At 45.1% G+C, this 22,220-nt stretch carries 18 protein-coding genes; 9 read left to right on the top strand and 9 right to left on the bottom strand.

The annotated features are described in order from the left end of the window. Window positions 1–96: 96 nt before the first annotated feature. On the bottom strand, window positions 97–1,011 hold the full coding sequence (locus tag QE357_RS17285) for an eIF2A-related protein (RefSeq protein WP_309710090.1): 915 nt from the start codon (window positions 1,009–1,011) through the stop codon (window positions 97–99). A gap of 176 nt (window positions 1,012–1,187) precedes the next feature. Between QE357_RS17285 and QE357_RS17280 the strand changes: the two genes are divergently transcribed. Beyond that, on the top strand, window positions 1,188–1,847 hold the full coding sequence (locus tag QE357_RS17280) for a 4'-phosphopantetheinyl transferase superfamily protein (protein ID WP_309710087.1): 660 nt from the start codon (window positions 1,188–1,190) through the stop codon (window positions 1,845–1,847). 96 nt (window positions 1,848–1,943) lie between these two features. On the opposite strand, the gene QE357_RS17275 is transcribed toward QE357_RS17280, so the two are convergent. Then, the gene (locus QE357_RS17275; RefSeq protein WP_307141139.1) at window positions 1,944–2,807 is read right to left on the bottom strand and encodes a transglutaminase-like domain-containing protein; all 864 of its coding nucleotides are present in this window, start codon (window positions 2,805–2,807) and stop codon (window positions 1,944–1,946) included. Window positions 2,808–3,064: 257 nt separating this feature from the next. Here QE357_RS17275 and galE point away from each other — a divergent pair, with 257 nt between their 5' ends. The 5 genes from galE to QE357_RS17250 all read left to right on the top strand — a co-directional run bounded on the left by galE (window position 3,065) and on the right by QE357_RS17250 (window position 8,648). Then, entirely contained in the window at window positions 3,065–4,078 is a 1,014-nt protein-coding gene (gene galE, locus QE357_RS17270) for a UDP-glucose 4-epimerase GalE (RefSeq protein WP_309710082.1), read from the top strand. A 46-nt stretch (window positions 4,079–4,124) separates the two neighbouring features. Then, a complete protein-coding gene (gene rfbB, locus QE357_RS17265; RefSeq protein ID WP_309710080.1) occupies window positions 4,125–5,183 on the top strand; it encodes a dTDP-glucose 4,6-dehydratase in 1,059 nt (352 codons plus the stop codon). 149 nt (window positions 5,184–5,332) lie between these two features. After that, a complete protein-coding gene (gene rfbA / locus QE357_RS17260; protein WP_309710077.1) occupies window positions 5,333–6,193 on the top strand; it encodes a glucose-1-phosphate thymidylyltransferase RfbA in 861 nt (286 codons plus the stop codon). A gap of 56 nt (window positions 6,194–6,249) precedes the next feature. Continuing rightward, a complete protein-coding gene (locus QE357_RS17255) occupies window positions 6,250–7,422 on the top strand; it encodes a helix-turn-helix transcriptional regulator (RefSeq protein ID WP_309710074.1) in 1,173 nt (390 codons plus the stop codon). A gap of 62 nt (window positions 7,423–7,484) precedes the next feature. Further along, window positions 7,485–8,648, top strand: coding sequence for an acyltransferase family protein (locus QE357_RS17250; protein WP_309710070.1), 1,164 nt, complete (start codon window positions 7,485–7,487; stop codon window positions 8,646–8,648). A gap of 54 nt (window positions 8,649–8,702) precedes the next feature. Here QE357_RS17250 and QE357_RS17245 read toward each other — a convergent pair whose 3' ends face one another. Both QE357_RS17245 and QE357_RS17240 read right to left on the bottom strand, forming a co-directional pair. Next, entirely contained in the window at window positions 8,703–8,978 is a 276-nt protein-coding gene (locus tag QE357_RS17245; protein WP_106635376.1) for a hypothetical protein, read from the bottom strand. Window positions 8,979–9,416: 438 nt separating this feature from the next. Then, a complete protein-coding gene (locus QE357_RS17240) occupies window positions 9,417–9,821 on the bottom strand; it encodes a hypothetical protein (protein ID WP_309710068.1) in 405 nt (134 codons plus the stop codon). Window positions 9,822–10,281: 460 nt separating this feature from the next. Here QE357_RS17240 and QE357_RS17235 point away from each other — a divergent pair, with 460 nt between their 5' ends. Continuing rightward, complete coding sequence (locus QE357_RS17235; RefSeq protein ID WP_106635378.1) at window positions 10,282–10,725, top strand: peptidylprolyl isomerase; 444 nt, start codon at window positions 10,282–10,284, stop codon at window positions 10,723–10,725. A gap of 59 nt (window positions 10,726–10,784) precedes the next feature. Here QE357_RS17235 and QE357_RS17230 read toward each other — a convergent pair whose 3' ends face one another. The 5 genes from QE357_RS17230 to QE357_RS17210 form a co-directional block, all read right to left on the bottom strand. Then, window positions 10,785–13,610 carry a prolyl oligopeptidase family serine peptidase gene (locus tag QE357_RS17230; protein ID WP_309710064.1) on the bottom strand — a complete coding sequence of 942 codons (2,826 nt, stop codon included), beginning with the start codon at window positions 13,608–13,610 and terminating at the stop codon, window positions 10,785–10,787. Window positions 13,611–13,837: 227 nt separating this feature from the next. Further along, window positions 13,838–15,523: a S8 family serine peptidase gene (locus tag QE357_RS17225; RefSeq protein WP_309710061.1), complete on the bottom strand. Its 1,686-nt coding sequence runs from the start codon at window positions 15,521–15,523 to the stop codon at window positions 13,838–13,840. After that, complete coding sequence (locus QE357_RS17220) at window positions 15,510–16,193, bottom strand: hypothetical protein (RefSeq protein WP_307141129.1); 684 nt, start codon at window positions 16,191–16,193, stop codon at window positions 15,510–15,512. Before QE357_RS17220 ends, QE357_RS17225 begins: the two co-directional genes overlap by 14 nt. Window positions 16,194–16,385: 192 nt before the next feature. Further along, window positions 16,386–17,918 carry a glutamine-hydrolyzing GMP synthase gene (gene guaA, locus QE357_RS17215; RefSeq protein WP_309710057.1) on the bottom strand — a complete coding sequence of 511 codons (1,533 nt, stop codon included), beginning with the start codon at window positions 17,916–17,918 and terminating at the stop codon, window positions 16,386–16,388. A 113-nt stretch (window positions 17,919–18,031) separates the two neighbouring features. Beyond that, window positions 18,032–19,213 carry a DUF1343 domain-containing protein gene (locus QE357_RS17210; RefSeq protein ID WP_309710055.1) on the bottom strand — a complete coding sequence of 394 codons (1,182 nt, stop codon included), beginning with the start codon at window positions 19,211–19,213 and terminating at the stop codon, window positions 18,032–18,034. A gap of 213 nt (window positions 19,214–19,426) precedes the next feature. Between QE357_RS17210 and QE357_RS17205 the strand changes: the two genes are divergently transcribed. Both QE357_RS17205 and QE357_RS17200 read left to right on the top strand, forming a co-directional pair. Further along, entirely contained in the window at window positions 19,427–20,653 is a 1,227-nt protein-coding gene (locus QE357_RS17205) for an FtsX-like permease family protein (RefSeq protein ID WP_106635383.1), read from the top strand. 349 nt (window positions 20,654–21,002) lie between these two features. Then, the gene (locus QE357_RS17200) at window positions 21,003–22,169 is read left to right on the top strand and encodes a DUF5690 family protein (RefSeq protein ID WP_309710049.1); all 1,167 of its coding nucleotides are present in this window, start codon (window positions 21,003–21,005) and stop codon (window positions 22,167–22,169) included. Window positions 22,170–22,220 lie beyond the last annotated feature (51 nt).

The following is a 22,220-nucleotide window of genomic DNA, read 5'->3' as shown; positions in this document are numbered from 1 at the left end:
TCTCGATCTCGTTTGTGAAGGTTTCTAGTATTCAAAATTATCCAATAGAATTACATTTCAACGGGAAAGACCAGCTTATTTCCAAAAAACCGAAATTTAAACCTGCTCGATAACCTTCCAGATCGAAATCAGTCGGTCGTCAGAAACGGAAATCAATCCCGATTCCAGCGGTAACCATAGCACCTTGTTAATAGATGTGCGATGACCCGCAAAACGGGCCCAGTCTAGCACTTTTAGTAAACGCAGCGTCTGAGCATCCCAGATCTTGAGCGTTTTGTCCATGCTGGCGGTTATAATTTTCTGATAGTCAGGACTAAATGTAATGTGGTTAATTGCGAACATGTGGGCCACTACGTCCTGTTGTATTTGGTAAGGATCACCCACCTTCCAGCTTTTCAGGTGGGCATCACGGCCACCGGAAACTAAAAAGCGGCCATTGGGTGAATAACGAACGGAAAATACAGAATGTGTATGAGCCGCAATAATAAATTTTAAAGTTAGGGTATCGAGATCAAAAATTTTGATGGTACAATCGCTGTAACCGACGGCGAATTCCCGGCTGTGTGGGTTTACGTCCAGGCTTCGGGCCGAGGCCTCACTGGCTTTTAAGTGCTTGCGAATCTGGAAACTAGCCCGATCAAGAACGGTAACGGTTCCGTCGCCCTGAGCCACCAGAGCGAGGTCTTCAAAAAGCTTTATATCAAAAATCTGAGAAGACGTCAGTTGAATGGAATCTTGCTGCTGTAGTGTTATAGGGTTAATGCGATGAATGCCATCAAAATTCTGACCTACCCAAAGTAAATCCGTCGATTCGTCATAAGCAAGGGCGTAAACCGAAGCCGGAATGCGGGCGATGAGTTCGCCAAGATCGGGTTTAGTCAGATCCCAGCGAATGACTAAGCCATCACTACCAGAGGAATAGAACTGCTGCGGTTCTTTGGCCGGACTAAGGGCATAAATAGCGTCCCGGTGCCCGGCGAATGTATCTATCTTTTCAATTTGTAAAGCCATAACTCGTTGTATGATTCATCTGGATGAAGGAGTTACCAAGGGGCTGGCCGCTCCTGAACAGAGCAGAACTTAGGCCTAAAAGGGAAGATTTTTTACTGAAAATTAGAAACCTGAGCGGCTCTTTTCCTAAAACTTCTAACCTGAAATGCCCTACAGCGTTCGATGAATCCATATTTTTGTCCAAATTTAAGCAGAATCGGATGCCATTGGTTTGGATGCGGCCTTTTGATGGGCAAGGGCAGGTTGCTCTTTGGGAAATTACGGAAGAATTAGAGGAACTACAACGCTTATTTCGGGGAAGCCCGGCAGATATAGCTACGTTTCAGGAAATTAATCACCCTCAAAAGCAACGTGAATTTCTGGCCAGTCGGATTCTTATTCAAACCCTGGTCGAATCCGTCGGCGAAACGTATCATGGGATTCGGAAGGACATTTACGATAAGCCTTTCCTGCATAATACCAACAGCCATTTTTCATTATCTCACTCACTGCGATTTGCGGCGGTGATTTGGCATCCTGTCGAGAGAGTAGGGATTGATATTGAACCTATTAGCGAAAAATTAGCGGTCGTTTCCCATAAATACCTGAGTGAAACGGAACAGGAACATGCCCAGAAAAATCTTCGTAAATTGGGCATTTACTGGACGGGCAAGGAAGCTTTGTATAAGTTATACGGAGAGAAAAAACTGAGTTTTAAAGGAAATATACTCATTGAGCCATTTAGCGAAGAGAGCCTTCATATCACAGGCTGGATTCGCACGGAAACAGAGTCTAAGTCCTATCAACTGGAAGTAATAGCTGTTGAAGACTGCATTCTGACCGTTGTGGCAGAATAGTTGGTTGTTGTTGAGACAAACAATAGTATAGGCAAGATTCAAAGCAAAGGCCAGACTGTCTAAGTGTGGCCTTTGCTTTGAATGCATAACGAACCACTAATTCAGATCATACGTATCATCGTTTTCAGAAAGCATTTTAATAAGCTGATTCATTTCCTGGGCTCGTTCGTCATCGCCAGTTTTTTCAAAAGCCAGCGTCAGGTTCCGTAATACCCGTTTCACGATGTCTGTATTGGTGCAGGGATCGTAAAAAATGGGGTTAGGAGCCAGGTTAAGCTGGGCCAGGTAATTGTCAATATCTTTTCGCCGAAAAATCAGTCCTTTGTTAAAAACATTGATGTAAAACTGAGTATCGTCGTCAACCTTATAGGTGAGCACGAACAAATTCGGAAGGTTAACCCCGTGTAAAGGCATTCCGAGTCGGCGACCTACCAGCATATACAATACGCAGAGACTGATGGGGTTACCTTTGTGCGTTTCCAGCACGATATTCAGCATGGAATTGGCCGCCGAATGAAAATTCTTGGTATTAGCTCCAAACTTCAGCTTTTTGAAGAAGACATAATTCAGCGTATCAATCTGGGCTGCGGAGTGCATGCCCTGCCGAAATTCCAGCCAGGCGTCGTAATAAATCTGATCTACCTCCTGCTGTAATTTCGTCAGCGATAAGTCCGGGTATTGATAGGTAGCAATGAGCCAGAGGCCTTCGAGTAAGTCGGTGCCACCATTATTTCTCCAGACTCGCAGCCGTTCTGTAAGGGTGCGAAATTGCAGATCGTGAATTAAATCCTCGATACGTTTCTGAACATTAGGGTTAAAACCGGAGTTTTCCCAATGGTCTTCCAGAAAAGGAATGATTGAATCCCCCAGGGACCGAATTTTCTGTTCGACTAATGAAGAAACTTCCCGATCATCGTCCTCTAGTAAAGAAACCAAAGCTTTTAGTTCGCGATTATCCATAGCGAAATTGATGATTACGTATTCAACTTACAATTTATTAGGCCAAATGCCAAAGGCTTTAACATAGTTTTTCGCAAAAGCATTCCCGGCATTCTAGGCTTAGCTTAAGACAAGAAAAGTATGTCGATAAGAAAAGAAGAAAAAAAATAGTGTTTAATGGGTCATCTTTTACGAAATCATCATCTAAATCATTAGTTTGGTCATAGGTATTTTGCCTATTTTTGGAGTCAATATAAAAAGCGTTCAAGCCTTTTCTTATGAACATTCTAGTTACCGGCGGAGCCGGATTTATTGGTTCACACACTGTCGTAGAATTAATAGCAGCTGGTTTTGAACCCATCATTTTGGATGATTTCTCCAACTCAGAACCCAAAGTTCTGGATCGATTAGAAACCATCTTAGGTCGAAAAGTAAAGAGTTACTCAGCCAACTGCAATGATTCGGCTCTGTTAACTAAGATTTTCAAAGAAGAAAACATTCAGGGGGTGATTCATTTTGCGGCCAGCAAGGCTGTAGGTGAATCCGTTGAAAAACCGTTGCTCTATTACCGAAACAACATTTCAGCTCTGGTAACTTTATTGGAAGCGATGACCGCCAATGGCGTGTCTAATCTCGTTTTCTCTTCTTCCTGCACCGTATACGGCCAGCCCGACTCCATTCCCGTAACTGAAGAAACGCCCGTACTACCCGCGGCTTCGCCTTATGGCAATACCAAACAGGTAGGTGAGGAGATCATTCGGGATACGGTAGCTGCCAAGCTCGGTTTAAAAGCATTAGCCCTGCGTTACTTTAATCCTGTTGGAGCTCACGAGTCAGCCCTGATCGGAGAATTACCCATTGGTGTTCCTGCGAACCTGGTTCCTTTCGTAACTCAGACGGCGATTGGTATCCGTTCAAAACTGATGGTCTTCGGTAATGATTATGGCACGCCTGACGGAACCTGCATCCGCGATTTCATCCACGTAGTTGATTTAGCGAAAGCTCACGTGAAGGCCCTGGAATTGCTAGTGAAACAAGAAGACGCGAACTATTACGAATACTTCAACATCGGAACGGGTAAAGGAACCAGCGTGAAGGAGTTGATTGATACGTTTGAAGAGGTAACGGGCGTGAAAGTAAATTATGAATTTGCTCCTCGTCGGGCAGGTGACATTATGGAGATTTACGCTGAAGTAAGCAAGTCAAGAGACGTATTAGGATGGCAGGCCGAGAAAACGCTGGCGGAAGCTCTGGCAGATGCCTGGCGTTGGCAGGAACAGTTAGCAAAATAGAGTCGTTCAAGGGTCAGCCTGTTCTAAAATATTTCCTTATTAATTTATGAAAAAGCTATTAATCACGGGCGGAGCGGGCTTCATTGGTTCGCATGTGGTCCGCCGGTTTGTGACCGAGTACAAAGACGTGTATCAGGTGTATAACCTGGATGCCTTAACCTACGCCGGTAACCTGGCTAACTTAAAAGACATCGAAAACGAGCCCAACTATCATTTCGTCAAGGCTGACCTTCGCGAGGCGGATGTGTTGGAGGCTCTGTTTGCTGAGCATGACTTCTACGGCGTGATTCACCTGGCCGCTGAAAGTCACGTGGACCGCTCGATTTCGGATCCCATGGCTTTCGTGCTTACCAACGTGGTGGGCACGGTCAATCTGTTGAACGCGGCTAAAAAGGCTTGGAAAGACGACTACTCCCGTCACCTCTTCTACCACGTCTCGACGGATGAAGTCTACGGTGAACTGCACAATCCCGATGAGTTCTTTTTAGAAACCACCCCTTACGATCCCCGTTCCCCTTATTCAGCTTCGAAAGCTTCTTCGGATCACTTCGTTCGGGCCTATGGCAATACCTACGGCATTCCTTTTGTGCTGACCAACTGCTCCAATAACTACGGACCCAATCACTTCCCCGAGAAGCTGATTCCGCTGATGATTCATAATATCCTTAACCACAAGCCCCTGCCCGTCTACGGCAAAGGTGAAAACGTGCGGGACTGGCTGTTTGTGAAAGATCACGCTCGAGCCATTGATGTGGTTTTCCACCAGGGCAAGCAAGGGGAAACCTACAACATTGGCGGCTTTAACGAGTGGAAAAACATTGATTTAGTGCACCTGCTGTGCGAAATCATGGATGATAAACTGGGCCGTCAGGCGGGTACTTCCAAAGGCCTCATTACTTACGTTACCGACCGGGCGGGGCACGATCTGCGTTATGCCATTGATGCTCACAAGATCATGAACGAACTGGGTTGGCAGCCCTCGGTTACCTTCGAAGAGGGACTGACTCAGACCGTAGAATGGTATCTGGAGAACACCCAGTGGCTGGAAGAAGTGACTTCGGGTAGCTATCAGAACTACTACGAAAGCATGTACGCACAACGTTAATTTTGAAGAAGAGAAGGAATGAATGAGTGAATCTATGCGGTGAACTTATAGTATGTTCGCTGAGTTGATTACTTCGTTTCCCAGGAAAGAAGGGCCTCTTGCTTCAACCATTCACTCCTTCTCTCATTCAGACATTCAAAACTGAACACATGAAAGGAATTATACTAGCCGGGGGTTCCGGTACCCGTTTGCATCCCTTGACGCTGGCCGTATCCAAGCAATTGATGCCCGTCTACGACAAGCCGATGATTTATTATCCGCTGTCGATTTTGATGCTGGCGGGCATTAAAGAGATTTTGATTATCTCGACGCCTCACGATCTGCCGCATTTTGAGAAGCTGCTGGGCAATGGAAGCCGTCTGGGTTGCCAGTTCACCTACGCCGTGCAGCCTAGCCCGGATGGACTGGCTCAGGCCTTCATTATTGGCGAGGAGTTTATCGGTCAGGATAAAGTAGCTCTGATCTTGGGCGATAACATTTTCTACGGCTCGGGCCTGTCGAAACTCTTGCAGGCCAATAACGATCCCGAGGGCGGGGTGGTGTATGCCTATCAGGTACACGATCCTGAGCGGTACGGGGTGGTGGAGTTTGATGAGGAATTTAATGTGGTCAGCATCGAAGAGAAACCCGAACAGCCTAAGTCCAATTATGCCGTTCCGGGCTTATACTTCTACGACAATGAAGTCGTGGAGATTGCCAAAGCCATCGAGCCAAGTCCTCGGGGCGAGCTGGAGATTACCGACATCAATCGGGTGTATCTGGAAAAAGGCAAGCTGAAAGTAGGCGTACTCGACCGGGGCACGGCCTGGCTGGATACGGGTACGTTTGCTTCGCTGATGCAGGCGGGGCAGTTTGTGGAGGTGATTGAAGAGCGGCAGGGCCTCAAGATCGGGTGTATCGAAGAGGTGGCTTACCGCATGGGCTTCATTGACAAAGCCAAGCTGGAAGAAATTGCCAAGCCCCTGGTTAAAAGTGGCTATGGCAAGTATCTGCTCAACTTGCTTAAGTAAGCAAACCTTTTGTAGCTTCGTAGCCTACCGCGAGGTAGGCTTTTTTTGTTTTGTACATGCCCGATTTAAAGCCACATATTGATCTTTTCGCGATCCTGATTCTGCTTGGTATTATACAGGGTGGTTTTCTAGTGTATTTTTTCCTCACTCATAGCAAAGGCAAGCAGTTTCCGAATCGTTTTCTGGGCATTGCATTGCTTTCCATGATTGTATTAATGAGTGACGTATGGTTGGGGTATACCAATTACATGGTTCAGGTATTAGGTCTGGTGGATTCCACCGAACCTGTTAATCTGGTCATTTTTCCCTGTTTGTATTTGTACTTTCGGACGAGCTTACGTAAAACCTGGCACTGGAAAGAAGCCTGGCATTTTTTACCCGCCGCTTTATACCTGGTTTACATGGTAGCGATGTGGTATCCACAGCCTTTGAGTCTCAAATATGAAGCTTTTCTAGACGCTTTTCACCCAGAAGTACCACAACCACCCTTCGAATGCTACGGCGAACGCTGGATGTTCTGGCCCAAGTGGCATATCAATGATTTTACCGGAATCAGCATGGTGATTTATCTTTTTCTGGGTTGGAAAGAAATAAGTCAGGCTTTTAAACGAAGTCAGCTTTCGCTCTGGTCTAGTCAGCAGTCGGAACTACTCTGGTATAGAAATCTGATGGTTCACCTGACGCTGATTGTAATCATTTATTTGGTGACCCGAGCCACCTTTGAAAGCGACTTGGGCGATCATTTGGTGGTAGCTCACATGGCCTTCGTAATTTATGCCACCAGTTTTACCATTATCCGACAGTCGGGATTTTTCAAAGTAGAAAGACCTGAACCTCCTAAATACGAACGGTCTTCTTTAACGCCCGAGTTGCAGCGACGAACGCTCGAAAAGTTGCAAACGTTGATTAGTACTGAAAAGCCTTATCTGGACTCAGCCTGTTCTTTACCCAAACTGGCTCAGCAGCTCGGCGTTTCTACGCATCACCTTTCTCAAGTACTCAACGACGCCATGGGATTGAGTTTCTTCGAATGGTTAGCAAAGCATCGAATTCAGGAAGCTAAGGAGTTGTTACGTTCGTCGCAATATAATCATCTGAAAATTGAAGAAATTGCCGAGAGCGTAGGATATAACTCAAAGTCAGCATTTAACGGAGCATTTAAGCGGGAAACGGGGCAGACTCCCGCCGTTTTTCGAAGTTCGTCCCTATCGGCGGGTACATCTTCCTGATCTGTACATTCGCCTGACGGCCCTGATACACAAGACTTTTGGGTATTCAAATCAAAATACCCATGAAATCTATTCGTCGTTACGATCTCGACTGGCTCCGCGTCCTTGCCTTTCTTTTACTCATCTTTTTCCATACGGGCATGTTCTTCAACTATTGGGGATGGCACGTAAAAAACAATGTTCAAACCCATTGGGTTGAGTACCCGATGATGTTTACCAGTGCCTGGCGAATGGCTTTGCTCTTCATGATTTCTGGAATGGGCGTATACTGGGCATTAGGGCAACGCTCGGCGGGATCTTTTCTGGGCGAACGTACCAAACGCATTTTCATTCCGCTGGTTTTTGGTATGTTCTTCATTATTCCGCCTCAAATTTTCTTCGAAAGAATCAGTAATGGGGCCACGTATTCCTTTCTGGAATTTTATCCGTCAACCTTCGAATTCCTCCCGTACCCTAAGGGTAATTTCAGTTGGCATCACCTCTGGTATCTGGCCTATCTGTTCTGTTATTCGGTAATCGGATTACCCATTTTATTACTATTGCGAAAGCCTGGAGGGCAACAACTCACGGCTCGATTAGCTCAGGTTTTCTCGAATCCTTTGTGGTTGTTGCTAATACCCACTGTTTGGCACTGGCTTGCTGATTTTTGGTGGGACGAACGCTTTCCAACCACCAATAACCTGGTTCGCGACTGGCGACAACACTGGCATTACTTCAGCCTTTTTCTAACGGGTTATGTCTTTTGCACCCAACAGCAATTCTGGGATACGTTGGCTCGTTACCGCTTTTTAACGCTCGGCTTAGTATGCGTTTGCACCACTATTCTTTATACATTTTTCTGGATTGATTCGATACCTAAGGAAGGAGCTGCCTGGGCGGGTTATGAATTCTTTAGAACTTTCAACGCCTGGGCTTGTTTGTTGGCCATCTTCGGTAACGGATATCGTTACCTTCGTTTCAATAATCGATTTTTATCTTACGCTAATGAGGCGGTTTATCCATTTTATATCCTTCACCAAACGATTACGGTTTCCGCAGGATACTATCTGGCTCCTTTGCCTATGGCCTGGCCTTTGAAATTTCTACTACTGGTCGGAATTACTTTCGGAGGATGCTGGCTATTGTATGAATTAATCATCCGGCGTTTTCAACTGACTCGTTTACTGTTTGGGATGAAAACTCACATTCGGCAGCAAATGGATAAGAAACCAATCATTCAGACATAAAAAAAGAGAAGCTCTATTGAGCTCCTCTTCCGGTTAATCGGGGAAAGGAAATATCTAACTAGCAGATTCTTCCGGCACCAGATTATTATCTTTCTGGAACTGAGCAGTTCGTTGCTCAAATTCCGTATGAATGGCCGTTACTGAGTCCAGGCAGTCTGACAACTTGGTGAACAAATCCGATACACCGTTTTCCAGTTGTTTATCGTTCAACTCAATGTTCTCCACTTCGATCTGACCAATTTTTTTGAGGACAGCAGTTTGGCTATTTTGCAGATCGCCTAATTCACGAACTATTTTTTCCATTAACTCAAACTTTGCTAACTTATCCATAATATCTAGTTCTATTTAGTTATGCTTATAGTAGGTAAAATCAGCGTGCCATTTTATAAGTATATGAATTAAAATATTGATAAACAGTTACTTATATAGAGATGCCGAGATTCTGGCAAGTTGGGAATAATGTAGAGAATTGACCTCTAGTGAGGTAATACTACCTAGATATAGACAAAAGAAAAAGCTGGATTAGTTACCTAGTGACGATCGGAAAGAATTTCACTCACGATTACTCGCATGCAGTCGCTCGGCTCTGCCAAGTGACCACATAACTATAGGTCTATGGCCGTCTTAGGGAGAAGATCACGAAGGAAAGAACGCTTACTCAATTCAATACCTTACATGGAACCGTTGGCCTAGTCATCTATTAAGTTACTTGACAGAGCCGAATGACTATAAAAAGAAAAAGCCGGGTAATTGACCCGGCTTTCGTGGTTATTCATCCGCATTAGTAGTACGGAGACTGTCTTTCGTTCGTTTGGCTTGTTGAGCCTCTACGGAAGAAGTCATCGGTACGCCCGTCTTGTAATTTCGGGGCGATTGGCTGCGATCCGTCGTGGCATATCCGGTAACAGGTGGTGCTGGAGTATTCAGCTTTCCTAACGTTGAATAAGGCCGTTGAGCTTTGTAATTACCAGTAGACTGTAAGCCAAGGGTTTCTCTAACGGAGCCATCTCTTTGCAAAGTGGCAGAAGTCTGTTCCTGTTGGCGAGCTACTGCTGCTTTATTCGCGTGTTTATAGTTACCTGTGGAATATCCGTGATCTAATTTAGGTTTGTCCTGTGCTCCGGCAACTCCAACCAACGCGGCCAGAATCGCGGTAATCATATAGCGTTTCATGACTTTATATATCTAGTAATGTATACTGAACTAAAAAAAGACTATTCCCTGACTGATTGAAAGTCTTTATACAAATATATATAAATAATTTGGAATAATTAGATTAATTCTGATAAAACATTGTATTATATGTAGAACAATAAGGTTTTAAAGTGAAGAAACTTCTATAAAATTTTGTTTTAATGCTATAGTACACGTTTAATTTTGGACCTTTTTTGTCTGAAATGTTATTTTTTTAATAAAAACAAGTTTAAAAATGGTCATTTTTATTTTTTGAAAAATTTTAACCTCGTTTTTAAGTTTCAGGTTTGCAATGTCTTCCACAAGGCTGTTTCTAAATATGCTCAGAGGGAATTTTATGAGCTTACTTTAGGTTAATTTCCAGGAAGCCCGGACTATTTTCAGTCCTGTCGGCTGAAATAATTAACTTCGCATTCTTAACTAACTAAGTATACACGCAATGGTAAAAGCTGAAATGCTAACCGACAAGGGCACAATGGTGATTGAGCTCTTCGAAAAAGAGACGCCTATTACGGTTAAAAACTTTATTGATTTATCAGAAAAGGGATTTTATAATGGAGTGAAGTTCCACCGGGTGATTCCTAATTTCATGATTCAGGGTGGCGATCCAACCGGAACGGGTGCAGGTGGCCCTGGCTACTCAATTCCCTGCGAAACGAAAGCCGAGCGTCAGCGTCACGATCGTGGTGTCCTGTCTATGGCTCACCGCGGACCTAACACGGGTGGTAGCCAGTTCTTTATCTGCCACAACCGTTCGAACACCGCTCACCTGGATGGCGTGCACACGGCATTTGGTCAGGTTATTGAAGGGCTGGATATTGTGGATGATATCCGTCAGGGTGACGTTATCCAGTCAATTAAAATTATTCGCGAAGAAGCATAAGTAACTTGGCGATCTGAAAGAAAAGGCCGAACTGCTACGAGCAATTCGGCCTTTTCTGTTTAGTTATCCGCTGGCATTGCGGGCAGTAATCGTTGGTTGATACCCTTTTCAATCATGGGTAATCCTTCTTCCATCCATTGGGGAGCTGGGGCATCCTTGAGGTAATGGTCAATGTATTGCCACATACGAATCGTCCAGTCCTTTTGGTTTTTACGAACGCGAAGACCGTGTTTCTCCGTATTGTAGTTCACCATCCAAGCGGGTTTGCCTAAACGCTTGAGACCCAGGTATAACTCAATGCCCTGATACCAGGGGACAGCATCATCTTCGTCGTTGTGCATGATCAGAGCGGGCGTTTTCACATTCGGTAAATAGAACAGCGGAGAGTTCTCAATATACTGAATGGGTTTTTCCCAAATAGTAGCTCCAATGCGGCTTTGCGTATGCTCGTACTGAGCCTGACGACTCAGACCTGTGCCCCAGCGAATACCACCGTAAGCACTGGTCATGTTAGCTACGGGAGCACCCGGAACAGCCGTTTTGAAAAGATCCGTCTGCGTAATGAGGTAAGCCGTCTGGTAACCACCCCAACTGTGACCCACAATGCCTAAACGGCTACGATCAATCCAGGTGTTTTCCAGCAATTTCAGCACGCCGGGAATAATACAGCGATAGGCACTCTTCCCGGGATAACCGTCCTGATAGATAATATCTGGAACAAAAACGATATAACCGTTGGATACCGAGTAGGCGTAGTTATTACGGGCACTGGCCGTTGGAGCAGGGGTAACGAAGTTGTGAATGTTATCCGATTCTTTTTCGTAGAAATAGGTAATCATCGGATACTTCTTCGTTGTGTCGAAATCATCAGGTTTGTAAAGCAGACCCTGTAAAGGAACACCATCGCCATTAACCCAGGAAACCATTTCAACCGTTCCCCAGCGGTAAGGCTTCGTTTGTTCACCCAGATTCGAGATTTTGCGAATGGTTTTGAACGTCAGATCCGTCGCCAGTAGATCAGGATAATCCCGGAATGTCATTTTCGTAAACAGAATCTCGTCGGTATTTTTGGCTTTCGTTACCATCGGAGAAGCCGCAAAATCACCTTGATGTAGCACCGTCATCGTGTTGTTACTCCACTGAGCATACCCGCTACCTTTAGTGGTGTGGTTAAACAGATGAACCAGTTGGGGTTTGCTTAAGTCAACAACGCCACGATCTTCACGATCCAAATTAATGAAACGATAGGTTTTCTTTTCTTCACGACCTTTCGTAATGCGAGTCAGGCTGGAAGGATTAGTTGGATTAACCGTCCAGACGTCGTACTTATCGTAGAGGTAGAATACTTCGTCACCCTTCGTCCAGCCCGTTGATCCGTACCCACGAGGAAAATCAGGATGGTCATCGTCTTCGTCGGCAAACTTACGGTCTTTGGTTAACTGAACCGTTTTTGCGTTGGCAAATGAATACGCATACCAGGCGGTATCTGACAGCGAGAACCAGTACGCGTATTTACCTTCGGGTGAGATGCGGATGTTCCCACGAATACCTTCGCCAATCAGTTTTTTAGAACCGTCTTTTAGAGATACAACATAAGCATCGTTCCGGCTGTTCCAGTCCCAGTGTTCATGTGAGAATTTGTTGTCGGAAAGACCAACGGTATAATCTGGGTTACCATCCGCAACGGGCATGATTTGATCCATCTCCAGCGTAGCTAACTGAACTAGTTTTCCGTCAGCAGGCGTGAAAACGGCTGTATACGAACGTCGCTTGTCACGTTCAGCCGTTACTTTTTGCTGCGGCTGAAGGGCAGGATCTTTGGGTCCCCAGACTTCTACGCTTACGACTTCATCGGGTAACAAAGTGGTGTCGGCAATAGCGGGTTTGGGAGCTGTTCCGAAGAATAACTTCGAACCATTTTTAGCGAAAGCCAAAGGAGCATCACCGCTGACCAGCCAGCCCTTTTTACCGGGTTGGTTGCTTTCGTCGGCTACTTTGCGAGCCAGTGATTCGCCGGATTTCCAGTAATAGAGTTTATAGTAATGAACCAGCGATTTGGCATTGGTATCAGGATCAGTCACAAAAGCCAACTGGTCACCCGTTTCGTCAAAGGTTAACTTCTTGGTTTTACCCTTGCCTTCGTATACTTTCTGCGATGAACCATTGGCCAGATCAACGACGTAAACCGCCGGAGTCTTTACCGTGCTGTCGTTACCCGTAGTGATGTACGCAAAACGTTTGCCATTTTTACTGAATTCGTAAGCCGTTACAAAACCATAAGACGTTTGCGAACCCGTTTTCAGGTTTTTCAGAACGACCTGATACCCATTTTCTTCGGATTCCTTTTTCGCTGGCTTACGACCCTTACGAGCGGTGGTATCACGCTTGGCGGCGGGATTTTCGAGTTGATAGGCTAAAAAACCACCCGCTTTTTCGGGTAACTGGAAGGAATTTACCTTCGGAATTTTAGTTACCTGACCCGTGGCAAAGGTGTAAATACCCAGCGAATCCTTGGGCATATCTTCGCGTTTCTTCTTTTTCTTCTTCGCGTCGCGAACGGCAGCCAGTTGAGGTTTGATTTTGAAAACGGCAATGTCCGAATCAAAACCTAACTGAATGTCCGCAGCCCGATGAACGGAATCAATTTTACTCTTTTTGAGACTGTAAAAAACAGCGGCTCCATCGCCTTCCTGCGGGTTAGCGGTATACACGGCCCATTCGCCATTGTTAGTCAGGTTCCGATAGGTAATGGATTTCCAGCCATCATAGACATTATGGGTTAGGGCTTTTTTGGGAGTAGGGGGGGCAGGTATTTTCTTACCTTTCTTTTGACCGTACGCCAGCGTGGTCAAAACCAGCAGTGGCAAGAGTAAAAGATTTCTCATAGTGATGAATGAAGCGATTTCGAAGCATTGAATATAAGTGGAAGCGAAGCAAGTACGCTGAAGTACTCGACTGGCTCCGAAAATGTTACGACCAAAGAGCGGGCTACTTGAATGAATTCAACTTAATCCTTGAAAAAGCAAGGATAATCCGAATTAGATTTGGCTATTAACAAAAAAGCACTCCGGGTTTAATTCCTCGGAGTGCTTTGCTTCTAAAGTATTTGGTATTACCACTTCATCCAACGTGCGGTGTAATTTTCAGATTCTCTGGTAAAGCGGAGCAGATACAGGCCAGACGGAACGGGGAGGGAACCAATGGCCAGTTCGGCCCGGCGGCCCGAAGCCTGACCTTCCCAGAAGATACGGCCGGCGGCGTCGAGTAAGGTGACAACGTAGGTATTGTTCTGTTCGTTGAAAGGTAACTCGACAATCGGATTATTAGAACCTGTGCTTGGATTAGGAAGAATCCGTACACCCGGTCCCTGTCGATAGGTCTGAACAGCTTGAGCGGCTTTCAAGTAGTTAGGAACTCCAAAACCCAGGAAACTATCCGGGTTTTCATTCTGACTGGCTGAACGCTTCAGCATGCTAATCACTTCCATATTAGTCAGGTAAGGATAAGCCTGCCAGAAACTGGTAGCCATACCCGCCAGCAGCGGAGAAGCAAACGAAGTACCACTGCCCGACGCAAGTTGGCCGTTCAGGGCGTTGTTAATCACATTCCCTGCCCCTAAAGCTGATAAATCTGGTTTAATCCGACCATCAGAAGTAGGCCCAACGGAACTGAAACTGGCTCGAGCCATATGAGAATCTACCGCACCTACGGAGATGATGGAGTCAGCATCGGCTGGTACGGTAATGTAACGCCAAGCGTCGTTACCCTCGTTACCCGCAGCCACTACTACCAGAATTCCCCGCTGGGCAGCCCATTTGGCAGCTCGGCTGGAGAGGGCTTTTTTGCCGTTTAAATCTTCATAGGTATAGTTCGTGGCGGCGTTATCGAAGGTGGAGTAACCCAGTGAAGAGTTAATCACATCCACGCCTACGCTGTCGGCGTATTCGGCGGCGGCCAGCCAGAATGCTTCTTCCTGACGTTTTTCGCCGGAGTTATCTTCGGTGTGCAATAATAAATAGGATGCTTTGTAAGCGGTCCCAATCAACTGCCCGGGCAAATAGGCTGCCATTAGCGAAAGCACGTTATTACCATGCGTTCCCTGATCGTAGACATTGGTGTTATTCGCTACGAAATCGTAAGTACCGATGATGCGGTTTTCGTCGAATAAGTGTTTAAAAGCCGCTTGTGTATTCACGCTCAGAAAGCCGTTATCAATGACGGCCACCTGCATACCTTCGCCGTGAAAGCCACGAGCGTGCATGGAGTCTACCCGCATTTGCCCGATCTGGGTTTGCGAATATCCGTAGTTTAGAGGCTCAGCTTTGGGTGATAGGGGAGGAAGATCCAGCGGTTTGATTTCATGAAAGGCTTTACTGCCACTTTTACTCGAAGTTCCGACGGGTACCGCACTCAAAGGAACGTTACCATCATTACCAGTTACAAAAGTCAGCGTTTTAATGTCGTCGAGTTGTTGGGGGGTGCATTCAACCAGCACGCCATTGGCCCAGCGACTTTTATACCAGACTTTAGCCCCTTTTTCACGAACAGCCTGAATGTACGCCGGGTTGGGAGGTAAATCCTGCTGGGAAACAACAATGTTTTGTCTGAAGCGTCGCTCGATGGAACGCTTCGATAAAAACTCCTGCGGACGATTCACGTCATAAGGAGAATTGGTTTTATCCTTGAAAAGAATAAGGTATTTAGCCGTAGTCTGGGCTTCTGCAGAAAGACAGGCACCCGCCAGAAGTACAAAAGCGGTGAGTGAAGCCCGAAACCGACGAAAACTATTCTTTACCATAACTTGAAATTTGCTGAATGTAGCGAGTACCAAATTCTATTTTTTTCTGACCAAAGCAACTGGCACTTTGACAATAATAAAGCTCTGTTCGTTCCCGACGAATGAGGCCAATTCCTTTGGCGTAGGTTTCCTGACGGTTCACCAGATCAATTTCCGTGGATTTCGACTCCTGCAAAACGGTTAGCGTCTCTGGAAAATTGTTCTCTCCAATGCCCATCGATTCGTGGATTCTGCTCACTTTATATTCTTTCTCATCCAGACCGTTGAGCTGATTTCCATTCCAACGCTGATCGAGGTAGGTTGGGAAAGTAAGCTTCACATAAGGAATGTTGTTTTCGGTACGAATGGCTTTATCGATGGTGCGACGGGCCGTCCAGACTGAATCGATACTCCAGGCCTGATCCGAGGTATTCCGACGAAAGCGTTCAATGCGAAACGAAGCCAAGCCATCGAGGGAAGGGAATGAATCGGCTACTACTTCCTTGATTTGATAACGGCTGGTGGTTGAATCCTGAGCAATGGCGTATTGAGTAGCCGTCACGTCATAAACAATGTAATTGCCTTTTTCCAGCGGGAAATATTCATACCCCGCAGACTGCGGATCATTTTTGGAAGGATTGCAGGCCCAGAAACTCAAACCTACGAACAGAAACGCAAGTAATTTTTTCATACCAAAAGAGAGGTACTTCTCAACAGATGATGAGTCTGTTTATAGGGGTTGATGGGTTAGATAAAGCGGTTACTAAGGGATGTAACGCTAAAAAGTTTGAAAGAAGCAGAAACGCTACCTCTTTCAAACTTTTCATGAATAAATATAGGAGAATGATTTCGATAAATAATTACCGTTCAGTAATGAATCGAATTATTCCCACTCAATCGTAGCGGGGGGCTTCGACGAAATATCGTAAACCACGCGGTTTACTCCTTTGACACGGTTAATAATATCGTTGGAAACTTCCGCCAGGAATTCGTAAGGTAAGTGTACCCAGTCAGCCGTCATCCCGTCTACCGACGCTACCGCCCGTAATGCTACCACACGCTCGTAAGTACGTTCATCGCCCATGACGCCAACCGACTGAACGGGAAGGAGAATAGCTCCTGCCTGCCAAACCTGATCGTATAAGCCTTTTTCTCTCAGTTTATTAATGAAAATGGCATCTACTTCCTGAATAATCGATACTTTTTCTTCAGTGATGTCGCCCAGAATCCGAATGGCTAAACCAGGACCGGGGAAGGGGTGACGGCCCAGGATTGATTCCGTAATACCTAACTCGCGGCCCACGCGGCGTACTTCATCTTTAAATAAGGTACGCAGTGGTTCCACGATTTGTAACTTCATAAAGTCCGGCAGACCGCCCACGTTGTGGTGAGACTTGATCGTAGCCGATGGACCTTTCACCGAAACGGATTCAATAACGTCGGGATAAATGGTGCCCTGACCCAGCCAGCTTACGTCCGTCAGTAAATGAGCTTCCTGATCGAATACTTCAATGAACGTCCGACCAATGGCTTTGCGTTTCGCTTCAGGATCGCTTAATCCTTCAAGAGCTTTATAGAACTGATCTTTAGCCTGTACGCCTTTGATGTTCAGTCCCATGTCTTCGTACGAGTGAAGAACCTGTTCAAATTCGTTTTTACGGAGAAGACCGTTATCTACGAAAATACAGTACAGGTTAGGTCCGATGGCCCGGTGCACCAGCATGGCCGCTACCGTAGAGTCCACACCACCTGATAAAGCCATAACTACTTTATCGTTACCTAATTTTTCCTTCAATTGCTCCACTGCTTCTTCCACGAAGTTGGCGGGCGTCCATTCCTGCTTACAGCCGCAAATATCCACGAGGAAGTTTTTCAGAACTTCTTTACCCTCCAGGGAGTGCGTTACTTCGGGGTGGAACTGAATGCCATAGGTTTCTTCGCCATCAATCTGGAACGCAGCTACCCGAACTGATTCGGTAGAGCCAATGATTTTGAAGTTGTCAGGAATGGTAACGATGGTATCGCCGTGGGACATCCAAACCTGCGATTCGGGTGTCAGGTTTTGCAACAGAATCGAACGGTTCTGATCGTCCGAATGCAACATGGCCCGACCGTATTCCCGGATTTTGGAAGGAGCTACCTCACCACCCAAACTCTGAGCTAGTAACTGAGCACCGTAGCAAACGCCTAATAATGGTAACTGTCCACGGAATTGCGTCAGATCGGGTTTGGGAGAATCTTCATCCCGAACCGAGCAGGGGCTACCGGAAAGAATCACACCCTTCACCGTAGAATCCAGCTCAGGAAAATGATTATACGGATGGATCTCGCAATACACGTTAAGTTCGCGAACGCGACGGGCAATGAGCTGCGTATACTGCGAACCAAAATCAAGAATGAGAATTTTTTCAGTCATGTGAGTACCGACAAGGGGTCAGTAAGTAATCTGGATAAAAAAGTTTCAAGTTTGAAAGGTTAGATATGCCTGGAAGTTGAAATGGATCAAACTTATCTAACGTAATCAAACATTTATAAAGGGTAGAGTAAGTACTTCTTCCGCAAAGCTTTGTAATTACGTAAAGCTGGTTCCCAACTTTTTCGGATTTGGGCTTCCGTTTTTCCTTCCTGAATCTGCTTCCGAAGCTGATCCGTTCCCGCTAGCTGATCAAAAGCTTTCGTGCGATTGATAAACTTACTTTTATCAGGAGCCTTCGAATAAAAATCCAGAAGATATTTTAGTGTAAAGCCTTCTTTATAGGCATTTACCTTCCGTAAATCAAGACCGTAACAAACCTTGCCTTCGTTGGGTGGATTCATGGCCCCGGGCTTATCGACGGGCGTAAATTCATACGTTCCGTACGAAGGAGAAGTCCCCCCAATGACCTGAAATTGGGTATCCGTTCCACGACCGACGCTAATTTCTGTACCTTCAAATAAACAAATGGAAGGGTATAAAAGAATGCTTTGCTGATTAGGGAGATTCGGCGACGGTGGAATCGGTAAGGTATAAGGCGTTCGATGCGTATAGTTCAGGCACTGAACGGTTATGAGCGAACACTTAACACCATTTTTCAGCCAGCCTTCTTCGTTAATCATGCGGGCGAGTTCTGCAACGGTGCAGCCATGTACAATGGGAACGGGATTTAAACCCACAAAGGAAGCAAACTTCCGATCCAGTATCGGCCCATCTACGACATGGCCCGTTGGGTTGGGTCGATCCAGAATTAATACCGTTTTTCCTTGCTCAACCGCTGCTTCCATGATGTAATGCATCGTGGAAGTGTAGGTATAAAAACGGGCTCCAACGTCCTGAATATCAAAAAGTAAAATGTCTAAATCCTTAACCTGCTCAGCGGATGGTTTATGATTAGCCCCATAGAGGGAAACCACGGGAATGCCGGTTTTCGCATCTACCGAGCTGGAGACTTTCTCGCCCGCGTCGGCTTTGCCTCTAAAACCATGTTCGGGGCCAAAAATCGTTTTGATCTTGATGCCCAGTGCCAACAAAGAATCCGCTAAATGCGTTTGATTGGGAAACGTGGAGGTGTGATTAACCACAAGTCCAACGTTTTTTCCCTGAAGCAGGGGCAGGTATTCGGCAGTACGCTCAATACCGAGCGTAGGCCTGGAAGAATGTTGTGCGAGAGAAGGCACAACGATGGTAAAGAGCGAAAAAACAGCCAGCAGGCAAGACGTGCGAAGCGAAACCATGTGCAAATTTCGGGTGAAAGAACCGAAAAACCAACGCTAAATTTGTAAAAGCACTGAAACTGCTACTTTTGCGGTTTCAGTATGTACTAAAAAGAGGCTCAGGTAAGCGTTTTCAGGGGACTGTTTCTCGTTTTCTGCTACAGGAAACGAAAACATGACAACGAGCAAACGACTGAAAACAGCAAACTGATCACTGAAAACTAAAAAGTCCCCTTGAATTTTCCTCGTTTTATCGCGGCCCGTTTACGTCGTCGCACGGAGCAACGCCTGTTTTCCTCCACCGTTACCCGCATCGGAGTAGCCAGTATTGCGATTGGCCTGGCGGTTATGATTCTGGCTTTTGCAGTTTTGCTAGGTTTTAAAGGCACCATTCAGGAAAAACTTTTCAGTCTGTCCGCTCACCTGAAAGTAACGCGTTATACCCTCAATCAATCCTACGAAGAAACGGCCCTGCCGAAAAAATCCAAACTAAGCGAAAGTTACCAGACCCTTCCCCTGGTGCGTCATTTACAAATGGTGGCTCATAAGGCGGGTATACTCAAGACCCCCGAAAATTTGCAGGGCGTTGTCTTTAAAGGGGTAGGGAATGATTTTGACTGGAATGTTTTTCGGCAGAACATGGTCGAAGGGAAGTTGCCAGACTTTAAGAGCGATACCACTGATTCTAAGGAAGTGATCATTAGCCGGAATATTGCCAATCAATTACAGCTTAACATCGGCGACGGGGTAGTAATCTATTTCATCCAGAACCCGCCCCGGCCCCGGAAATTGAAAGTAACGGGCATTTACGAAACTGGCCTGGAAGAACTGGACAAGCAATTGATTCTGGGCGATTTAAGACTGGTTCAGAAACTCAACGGCTGGGGGCCAGACACCGTAGGAAGTTATGAGATTTTTGTAAAAGACTTCAATCGAATCAAGGAAGCCGAAGTTCAAATCGTTAAGGTGCTTGAGCCTGAACAGGACTTACGCACGGTCATTGATGAGTATTTACCCTTATTCGACTGGCTGAGCCTGCTTGATCGTAATCTCAGCGTGTTTCTGACGCTCATTCTCTTTGTAGCCAGTTTCAATATGGTTTCCGTACTGCTGGTGCTTATCATGGAGCGTATTCCCATGATTGGTTTACTGAAGGCCCTGGGAAGCTCGAATTGGCAGATTAGAAAGATCTTTCTATGGCAGGGTATTGCTATGATTTTGAAAGGTTTATTAATCGGTAATGTGATTGGAATAGGTCTCTGTTTAATCCAACAAAAATATCGTTTGTTTCCGCTAGATCCCGAAAATTATTACATGAGTTATGTGCCTATTGAGGTTAATTGGGCTATCGTTTTAATACTTAATATGGTTATTCTATTACTAGTAACTTTAGTACTTATCTTACCTACGTTTATTATTGCCCGAATGCGACCAGTTAACGCCATTCGCTTTTCAAAATAGCAATTAGGAATTTTGGTTAAAAATCATAGTAAAAGTTAACGCAAAAATACGATTTTAGTAATCTTGGTATAAATAATGAGATAATTTCGGAGGTCTATATATGAATTTTAGTCATATATGTTATTTTTGAAAAGTGCGTCTAGTTTTTTAATTCATTATCCAGCCCTGATTTATTTAGTCAAGTCTTTGTTAACATAAACTATAAAATCACCTTCCTGATGAATTTCGGTACAGTGGTTTCCGGAACTTACGTATGAGCGTTAAGGCGATATTAAGAACTCGTCAATTTGATAATTCTATCTTTTTAACTCTTTGGTTAACTCTGGCAGCATTCGGTACGTATTTCTGCATGTTTGCTTTTAGAAAACCATTTGCGGCAGCTACTTTTAACGGTCTGCAATTATGGGGTATTGATTATAAAATAGTACTGGTTGTAATGCAGATCTTAGGCTACGCCACTGCAAAAGGAATCGGTATTAAGTTTATATCAGAAGCTCAGCCGAAGGATAGGTCTAAATACATTTTAATCGTAATTGGAATAGCCGAAGTGGCTCTTCTTTTGTTTGGCATTATCCCATATCCTTACAACTGCTTTCTTCTTTTTATAAACGGTCTGGCTCTTGGCCTGGTCTATGGTCTGGTCTTCGGATTTCTGGAAGGTCGTCGGATTACGGATTTACTCGGAGCGGGTATTTGCTTAAGTTTCATTATTGCTTCCGGGGTAGTTAAATCCATTGGTCTCTGGTTCTTAGACTTAGGGATTACCTCCGCCTGGATGCCTGCGGTGGTAGGCTTACTCTTCACTCCTTTGCTAATCCTTTTTGTCTGGATGCTACACGTGTCTCCGCCGCCTACCCAGGAAGACGAACGGGATCGGAAGCCGAGAAGGCCCATGACTGCCCAGGATCGCCGTAATTTTTTTATTTCTCTGGCCCCCGGATTAATCCTGCTCATTCTGATCTACGTACTTATCTCCATGCTGCGGGATATAAGAGACAATTTCGCGGTTGAAATATGGCAGGAATTAGGGGTACTAACCCCCCAAATTCTGGCTACAACCGAAACTTGGATTGGCCTGTTAGTAACGGTTTTAATCGGATCGGTTTTTCTAATTAAGAGTAATAAGGCTGCCTTTGGAATGAATCTTTTCATAATTGCAATAGGTAGTCTCCTGATCCCCATTGCCTCCTGGCTTTTTCAGAGCGGACAGCTTTCTCCTGTCCTCTGGATGTTGCTGATCGGTTTAGGAATATACCTGATTTATGTCCCATTTAATGGAATTTTGTTTGAGCGTTTAATTGCTCTGCGAGAAGAAAAAGCCAACGTTGGATTTCTATTTTATACCGCTGACTTTATTGGCTATATAGGAAGTGTAAGTATTCTTTTATTTAAAAATTTTGGTCATCCTGATTGGTCATGGTTAAAATTTTATGTGGGATTTACTTACTTTATTCCTCTCGTTTGTATGTTTTTGTTAAGCACTTTATCAGTGTATTTTTTTCGTAAAATTCATTAATCCTTTTTCTTTTTCATCCACAATCGCCAATCAATTTATTTTTTTAAATCT

The organism is Siphonobacter sp. SORGH_AS_0500 (assembly GCF_031453245.1).
Taxonomy (GTDB): Bacteria; Bacteroidota; Bacteroidia; order Cytophagales; family Spirosomataceae; genus Siphonobacter.
This window is presented reverse-complemented; position numbering and strand designations above follow the sequence as displayed.